Consider the following 7,915-nt stretch of genomic DNA (forward strand, 5'->3'; position numbering starts at 1 on the left):
CATGACCCGCCCCGCGCATCTCGCCCATCTCGTCGCCGACGACGATCCCTTCGCCGCGACCGGCGGCGACGAGCGGTTCTTCAATCGCGAGCTGTCGTGGCTCGCGTTCAACCGCCGCGTGCTGGAGGAGGCGTGCAATGGCGCGCATCCGCTGCTGGAGCGGGTGCGGTTCCTGTCGATCTCCGGCTCCAACCTCGACGAGTTCTTCATGGTGCGCGTCGCGGGACTGAAGGGCCAGTTGGTGCAGGACGTCGAGCGTCGCTCGGCCGACGGGCTGACCCCGGGGCAGCAGCTGGGTGCGATCACCGAACAGGCGCACGCGCTGATGGAGAGCCAGGAGACGGTGTGGCAGGACCTGCTGCCCCAGCTCGCCGACGCCGGGATCACGGTGCTCGATCCCTGTGACATCGCCGACGAGCCGTGGCTGGAGCGGTACGTGCGCGAACAGTTGTTCCCGATCCTGACGCCTCAGGCGCTCGATCCGGCGCACCCGTTTCCGTTCATCCCCAATGCCGGCGCGGCTATGCTGTTCGATCTCGTCCGCCGCGCGGACTCGGCGCCGGTGCGCGAGCTGGTGATGCTGCCCGCGACCACGCGCCGTTTCGTCCGGCTGCCCGGCGAGCCGGCGCGCTATGCCACCGTCGAGACATTGCTCAAGCGGTACGCGCCGCTGCTGTTCCCGGGCTACGACATGGGCGCGAGCGCGATGTTCCGCGTGCTGCGCGACAGCGACATCGAGATCGAGGAGGAGGCGGAGGACCTCGTCCGCTACTTCGCCAACGCGATCAAGCGCCGCCGCCGCGGTCGCGTGATCCGGCTGGAGCTGGAACCCGGCATGTCGGCGGCGCTGGCGGCGATCCTCAAGACCGAGCTCGGCGGCGCGGACACGATCATCACCGAGACGGGCGGCCTGCTGGGCATCACCGATCTCGCGCAGCTGGTGGAGGAAGACCGACCGGACCTGAAGTTCGTGCCCTACTCGCCGCGTTTCCCCGAGCGCATCCGCGAGTTCGCCGGCGACTGTTTCGCGGCGATCGCGTCCAAGGACATCGTCGTCCATCACCCGTACGAGACGTTCGACGTCGTGCTCGCCTTCCTGAAACAGGCGGCCGCCGATCCCGACGTCGTCGCGATCAAGCAGACGCTGTATCGCGCGGGCAAGCAGCCGGCCGTCATCAACGCGCTGATCGCCGCGGCCGAGTCGGGCAAGTCCGTGACGGCGGTCGTCGAGTTGAAGGCGCGGTTCGACGAGGAGCAGAACCTCCACTGGGCAAGCGCGCTGGAACGCGCCGGCGTCCAGGTGGTGTACGGCTTCATCGACTGGAAGACGCACGCCAAGGTCGCGATGGTGGTGCGGCGCGAGAAGGGCAATTTCCGCACCTACTGTCATTTCGGCACCGGCAACTATCACCCGGTGACGGCGCGCATCTATACCGACCTGTCCTTCTTCACCGCCGATCCCCGGATCGGACGCGATGCGGCCAAGATGTTCAACTACATCACCGGCTATGTCGAGCCGATCGGGATGGAGCTCGTCTCGTTCAGCCCCGCGGACCTGCGCGCGCGGCTGATGACGCTGATCGACGGCGAGATCGCGCATGCGCGGGCGGGTCGCCCGGGATCGGTCTGGGCCAAGATGAACAGCCTGGTCGATCCTGCGATCATCGAGAAACTGTACGAGGCGAGCGGGGCGGGCGTGGAGATCGAGCTGATCGTCCGCGGCATCTGCTGCCTCAGGCCGGGCGTCGAGGGCATGAGCGAGCACATCCGCGTCAAATCGGTGATCGGCCGCTTCCTGGAGCACAGCCGGATCGTCGTCGTGGGCAACGGCGGTCCGCTGCCGGGCGACCAAGCGCGGGTGTTCATCTCGTCGGCGGACTGGATGCCGCGCAACTTCGATCGCCGCGTCGAGTACATGCTGCCGATCGAGAACCCGACGGTGCACGACCAGATCCTCGACCAGGTGATGGTCGCCAATCTGCTCGACGACGAGCAGAGCTGGGACCTGCGTCCGGACGGCAGCTATGAGCGTTGCGCATCAGGTGATCGGCCCTTCAACCTCCACCGCTATTTCATGACCAACCCCTCGCTGTCGGGTCGCGGTGCCGCGATCGAGGCGGGGCTCGTCGTGCCGACCCTGTCGCTCCGGCGACGGGCCTGACCGGCGGAGCGGACGACCATGGCCCTAAACCTGCTCGCGCCGTTCGCGCGCTCGACCGCGTCCGGCGTGGCGAACGGCGCAGAGGCTGGCGGGGAACCGCGCACCGCGATCATCGACATCGGTTCCAACTCGATCCGCCTCGTCGTCTATCAGGGTCCTGCGCGGTTGCCGGCGATCCTGTTCAACGAGAAGGTGCTGGCGGGGCTGGGCAAAGGCCTCGCCGCAACCGGGGCGATCGAGGCGTCGGGGCTGGCGCTCGCGCGGACCACGCTGGCGCGCTTTGCCCGGCTGTGTCGCGAGATGGAGGTGACGCGGCTGCGCACGGTCGCGACCGCGGCAGTGCGCGACGCGTCGAACGGCCAGGACCTGATCGATGCCGCAAACCAGGTAGGGCTGACGGTCGAGCTGCTGTCGGGCGAACAGGAGGCGTTGGCGGCGGGTTCCGGTGTCTTGTCCGCGATGCCGGAGGCGGACGGGATCGTCGGCGATCTGGGCGGCGGCAGCCTGGAGCTCGTCCGCGTGCAGCGCGGCGAGCTCGGCGAGCGCGTGTCCTTTCCGCTTGGCGTGCTGCGCATCCCGGGGCTGCGTGCCAAGGGACAGCCGGTATTCGAGAAACTGGTCGCGCGGATGATCGCCGATGCCGGCTGGGCGGGTGAAGGGCGCGGGTTGCCGCTGTACCTTGTCGGCGGATCGTGGCGGGCGCTCGCACGGCTCGACATGGAACTGTCGACCTATCCGCTGCCGATCATCCAGCATTACGCGATGACCGCGGAGACGATCGCGAACCTGGGCCGCGTCGTCGGCCAGATGAGCAAGGCGCGACTGCGCAGCGTCCCCGGCCTTTCGTCCGGGCGCATCCCCAATCTCGCGGATGCCGCCGTCGTGCTGACGCTGCTGCTGCGCCAACTCGGCAGCAGCGGCACGATCGTGTCCGCCTATGGCCTGCGCGAAGGGCTGCTCTACGACGAGATGGACGCCGAGACGCGCGCGCAGGACCCGTTGCTTGTCGCCTGTCGCGACGAGGGCCGACGCGAGGGCCGGTTCCCCGAACATGGCGACCTGCTCGATGCGTGGCTCGCGCCGCTGTTCGACCGCGACCTGCCTGCGGCTGCCCGGCTGCGCCATGCCGCGTGCCAGCTCGCAGACGTCGGCTGGCGGGCGAATCCCGAGTTCCGTGCCGAACGCGGCGTGGAGATCGCGCTGCACGGCAATTGGGTCGGCATCGATGCGCCCGGCCGCGCGCAGATCGCGCAGACGCTCCACACGGGCCTGGGCGGGAGTGCACTCTCGCCCGATCCAATTCCCCGGCTGGCGACCCGCGACGCCGTCGAGCGGGCGACGGCTTGGGGGCTGGCGATCAGGTTGGGACAAAGGTTGTCGGGAGGGCTGGCCGGGCCGTTGCAACGGTCGCGGCTGCAGGCGGACGCGGAGACGGTGACGCTGGTCCTCGCCGATCAGGATCGCGCGCTATACGGCGAAACGGTGGAGCGGCGGCATGCGGCGCTGGCGACGGCGCTCGGCCGACGGCCGGTGCTGGGCTGATCGTCGCCGGGGTAGTGCAGCCTGCCTATCCTCCCCCGCCAGGGGGAGGGGGACCGCCAGAGGCGGTGGAGGGGGAGGCACCCGAGACGTTTGCCAGTCCGCCCCCTCCGTCCGGCTACGCCGGCCACCTCCCCCTGGCGGGGGAGGATGAATATAAGACCGACTAAGGATTACCCGGCGTCGCGGTTCTTGCGGCCCCGACCCTTGGACTTGGCCTTGCCGCCCTTGTGCGGCGGTTCCGGCCGACGGAGCGCGAGCGCCGCGACGATGCCGCCGATCGCCAGCGCACCGACCGTCGCGATCGCGACATAGGGCACCGCGCTCGTCGCATGATCGCCGCTCTTCTTGGGGACGGGCGCGGCGGCGGGCTTGATCTCCGGCCCGTCCGTCAGCGGCTTGGCATCGGAAGGCGCGTCGGACGCGTTGGCACCCGACGTTCCGGGCTCGGACGGCCTGGCGTTCTCGTCATGCTCGTCGTGCGCCTTGGCGTGCGGCATCTTCGACGCGGGGATATGGGACATGGTTGTTTCGGCTCCGATCAATTGAGATGATTGGCTAACCGCCGGCCGCTCGCGCTGGTTCCCCGTCAGCGCCTGCGCGTCAGCTCGCGCATCGCCTCGTCCAGTCCGGCGATCGTCAGCGGATACATGCGGTCGTCCATCAGCTCGCGTACCATCCGGATCGACTGCGAATAGCCCCATTGGTCCGCCGGGATCGGGTTGAGCCATGCGGCCGCGGCGTAGGTGTTGGTCAGCCGGCGCATCCAGATCGCGCCTGACTCCTCGTTCATATGCTCGACCGAGCCGCCCGGCGTGCTGATCTCGTACGGGCTCATCGACGCGTCGCCGACGAAGATCAGCCTATAGTCCTGCCCGAACTTGTGGAGCACGTCCGCCGTCGGCGTCCGCTCGGCGAAGCGGCGGCGGTTGTCCTTCCACACGCCCTCGTAGGGGCAGTTGTGGAAATAGAAGAACTCGAGGTTCTTGAACTCGGCGGTCGCGGCGGAGAACAGCTCCTCGCATAGGGTCACGAACGGGTCCATCGATCCGCCGACGTCGAGGAACAGCAGCATCTTGACGGCATTGTGCCGCTCCGGCCGCATCCGCACGTCCAGCCAGCCCTGCCGCGCGGTGCCCTCGATCGTCGCGTCGAGGTCCAGCTCGTCCGCCGCGCCCTCGCGCGCGAAGCGGCGGAGGCGGCGCAATGCGACCTTGATGTTGCGCGTGCCGAGCTCGCGCGTGCTGTCGAGATTGCGGAACTCGCGCTGGTCCCACACCTTCAGCGCGCGCTTGTGCGTCGATGTGCCGCCGATCCGCACGCCCTCGGGGTTGTAGCCGCCGTTGCCGAACGGGCTCGTGCCGCCGGTGCCGATCCACTTGGACCCGCCCTGGTGCCGTTCCTTCTGCTCCTCCAGCCGCTTCTTGAGCGTCTCCATGATGTCGTCCCACGAGCCAAGCGAGCGGACTTTCTCCATCTCCTCGGCGCTCAGGAACTTCTCCGCGACCGCCTTCAGCCAGTCGGCGGGGATCTCCGCCTTGGCGTCGGCCGGCGTGGCGAGACCGCGAAATACATGGGCGAACACCTGGTCGAACCGGTCGAGCAGCCCCTCGTCCTTCACGTACACGGCACGCGAAAGGTAATAGAACTCCTCGGGCGTCCGCTCGATCACCTCGCGGTCGAGCGCCTCGAGCAGCAGCAGATGCTCCTTGAGGCTCGCGGGGATGCCGGCGGCGCGAAGCGCGTCGAGGAAGTTTAGGAACATGGGTTCAGGGCGCCATGGGCGGCGGCGCAACACCCGCAGGCGCGGCGGGCGGCAGCTCGATATAGCTGGCTTGCCCCGGCGAGTGAAACACGCTGACCGTCGCCTTGCGATAGTCGCCGGGTTTCGCGTCGAAGATGTTGGGGACAAATGTCTGCGGGTTGCGGTCGTAGAGCGGGAACCAGCTCGACTGGACCTGCACCATGATCCGGTGGCCGGGCAGGAACACATGATCGACGTTGGGCAGCGCGAACCGATAGGCGAGCGGCACGCCCGGCTGGATCGGCTTGGCCACGGTGAAGCCCTCGCGATACCGGCCGCGCAGGATGTCCATCGCGATGCCGAGCTGATAGCCGCCCATCTTGGTATCGGGCGCGTAATCGTCGGGGTAGACGTCGATCAGCTTGACGACCACGTCGCCGTCGGTGCCCGTCGTGCTCGCGACGATATTGGCGACCGGCGCCCCGGCGATCGACACGGGCGCGGCCAGCGGCGGCGTCTCGTAGGTCAGCACGTCCGTCCGGTCGGAGAACGGCCGCTGGTCGTCGACCAGCCACTGGCCCCAGGTCGAGCCCGTCGCATAGGTCGGCCGGATCGGGCGGATGCGATAGGGGATCGGCTTGGCGGGATCGGAGACGTAGCTGTCGACGTCCCCCGCTCCGGCCGCGTCTGCCGGCGGGCTGAAGGACAGGCCGGCGTTCGCCTGGAGGTACAGCCGCTGTCCGGCGCCCGCCGCCGGCCAGCCGGGCAGCGCCTGCCACGTGTTGGGACCCGTCTCGAACGCCAGCACGGGCGCGAGCGCCGCAGCGTTCGTGGGACCGGAGATGCCGCCGGTCTTGAGCTGCGCGTCCAGGAATGGGCGCATCACCTTGGCGCGGAACCACAGCGCCGTGTCGGCATCGAACTTGACAGGCCCCAGCGTCGATCCGTCACCCGCCCAGCCGCCATGCTTCCACGGTCCGAGCACCAGATGCTGCGTATGGTTCGGGTCGACCTTCGCCAGCGCCTCATATGCTGCGACCGCGCCGTACATGTCCTCCTGATCCCATTGCCCCGCGACCCAGATCGTCGGCACGGTCGCGGGCTTGCGCGGCAGGATCGTCTCCAGCGCCTGATCCTGCCAATAGGCGTCGTAAGCGGGATGGTCGTGCAGCTTGCGGACGAAGCCGAGCTGGCCAAGGCCGCGGCTCTTCACGAAATCGGAGGCGGAGCCGGCGCGCAGGAAGGTGTCGTAATCGTCATAGCCGTCACGCCACAGGTCGCCCGCCTCGCCATGCTCCGCGTCCTGGCCGTAGTAATAGTCGTAACCGATGATCCGCGCGGCGCCGCCGTGGAAATCATCGTCGCCCATCCAGGTGTTGATGACCGGGTTCATCGGCACCGCCGCCTTCAGCGCCGGGTGCGGGTTGGTCAGCGCCATCGCAACCATCATCCCGTCATAGCTCGTGCCGACCATGCCCACGCGGCCGTTCGTCTCGGGCACGTGGTGGACCAGCCACTCGATCGTGTCCCAGGCGTCGGTCGCGTGATCGACCTTCGTCGGGTTCTGCGGCCCGATCAGCGGCCGTTCGTTGACGTACTCGCCCTTCGACCCGTGCTTGCCGCGCACGTCCTGCGTGACGAGGATGTAGCCGCCGTCGACATAGTCGGCCATCGCCGGGCCCACCACCATCCGCCCGTGGCTACTCTGCGCGTGCGATTGTGAGCGTTCGGCATTGTACGGCGTGCGCTGGAGCAGGATCGGCGCACCGTGGACGCCGCGCGGCACCAGGATCACCGTGTGCAGCGTCACGCCGTCGCGCATCGGGATGTCGACGTGCCGCTGGTCGTAGTCGAAGCTCGTCCGCACTTCGGTGAACGAGGCGGGCGTGTCGGAAGCCAGCTTCTGCGCGGCGGCGGGAGCGGCGATCGCGCTGGCGAGGAGGATCGGGAGAGCGAGACGGAGCGGACGGGTCATGGTCCCCTGCTGCCACAGCCGGCGCCCGCGCGAAAGGTCAGCGCCCGCGCGAGAACTCAGCGAACGTAGGCGTCGATCAGCGCGGCGACGTCGTCATGGTTGCGGCCCGTCAGCTCGGGTGCGGGGTGGGCGTACCCGCCGCCACGCGCCTCTTCGGCGGCGGGCGCATGTCGATCCGGGATGCCATAAACGAAGCCGTACACCGGGTAGATGGTGCTGCCCAGGCCCTCGGAGTCGCGGAACCAGACCTTCACCTGCGTCCAGTCATTGCGCGGCGAGACGTCGAACAGCGTCACGTCCTGCTCGGCATGGCCGCGCTCGCCGTTGAAGCGCGACCAATTGGCGTGGGTCAGCATGACGACCCGGCTTTCGACCACATGGCTGATGACGGCGACATGGCCGAGCGGCAGGCGGGAGTTGCGGGCGAACACGATCACCGCGCCGACCCGTGGCAGCACGCCGCGCTCGTACCGCCCGCGCGCCTGACCCCACCAAG

6 protein-coding genes are annotated in these 7,915 nt (G+C 68.7%); 2 read left to right on the top strand and 4 right to left on the bottom strand.

Going from position 1 to position 7,915, the window contains the following annotated elements; translation table 11 throughout:
• Position 1: 1 nt before the first annotated feature.
• Positions 2–2,161: an RNA degradosome polyphosphate kinase gene (locus ACFE65_RS05305; protein ID WP_375381299.1), complete on the top strand. Its 2,160-nt coding sequence runs from the start codon at positions 2–4 to the stop codon at positions 2,159–2,161.
• 18 nt (positions 2,162–2,179) lie between these two features.
• On the top strand, positions 2,180–3,703 hold the full coding sequence (locus ACFE65_RS05310; RefSeq protein ID WP_375381300.1) for a Ppx/GppA family phosphatase: 1,524 nt from the start codon (positions 2,180–2,182) through the stop codon (positions 3,701–3,703).
• A gap of 170 nt (positions 3,704–3,873) precedes the next feature.
• Here the strand turns inward: ACFE65_RS05310 and ACFE65_RS05315 are convergent, their stop codons facing one another.
• The 4 genes from ACFE65_RS05315 to ACFE65_RS05330 form a co-directional block, all read right to left on the bottom strand.
• Positions 3,874–4,224 carry a hypothetical protein gene (locus ACFE65_RS05315; protein WP_375381301.1) on the bottom strand — a complete coding sequence of 117 codons (351 nt, stop codon included), beginning with the start codon at positions 4,222–4,224 and terminating at the stop codon, positions 3,874–3,876.
• Positions 4,225–4,289: 65 nt separating this feature from the next.
• Complete coding sequence (locus ACFE65_RS05320; protein ID WP_375381302.1) at positions 4,290–5,465, bottom strand: VWA domain-containing protein; 1,176 nt, start codon at positions 5,463–5,465, stop codon at positions 4,290–4,292.
• A 4-nt stretch (positions 5,466–5,469) separates the two neighbouring features.
• Positions 5,470–7,419 (bottom strand): CocE/NonD family hydrolase, encoded by a 1,950-nt coding sequence (locus tag ACFE65_RS05325; protein WP_375381303.1) that lies wholly within the window; start codon positions 7,417–7,419, stop codon positions 5,470–5,472.
• Between the two features lie 56 nt (positions 7,420–7,475).
• Positions 7,476–7,915 (bottom strand): CHAP domain-containing protein (locus tag ACFE65_RS05330; protein WP_375381304.1); only part of this gene is annotated, 440 nt, incomplete at its 5' end.

This window comes from uncultured Sphingomonas sp., from assembly GCF_964237335.1.
Classification (GTDB): Bacteria; Pseudomonadota; Alphaproteobacteria; order Sphingomonadales; family Sphingomonadaceae; genus Sphingomonas.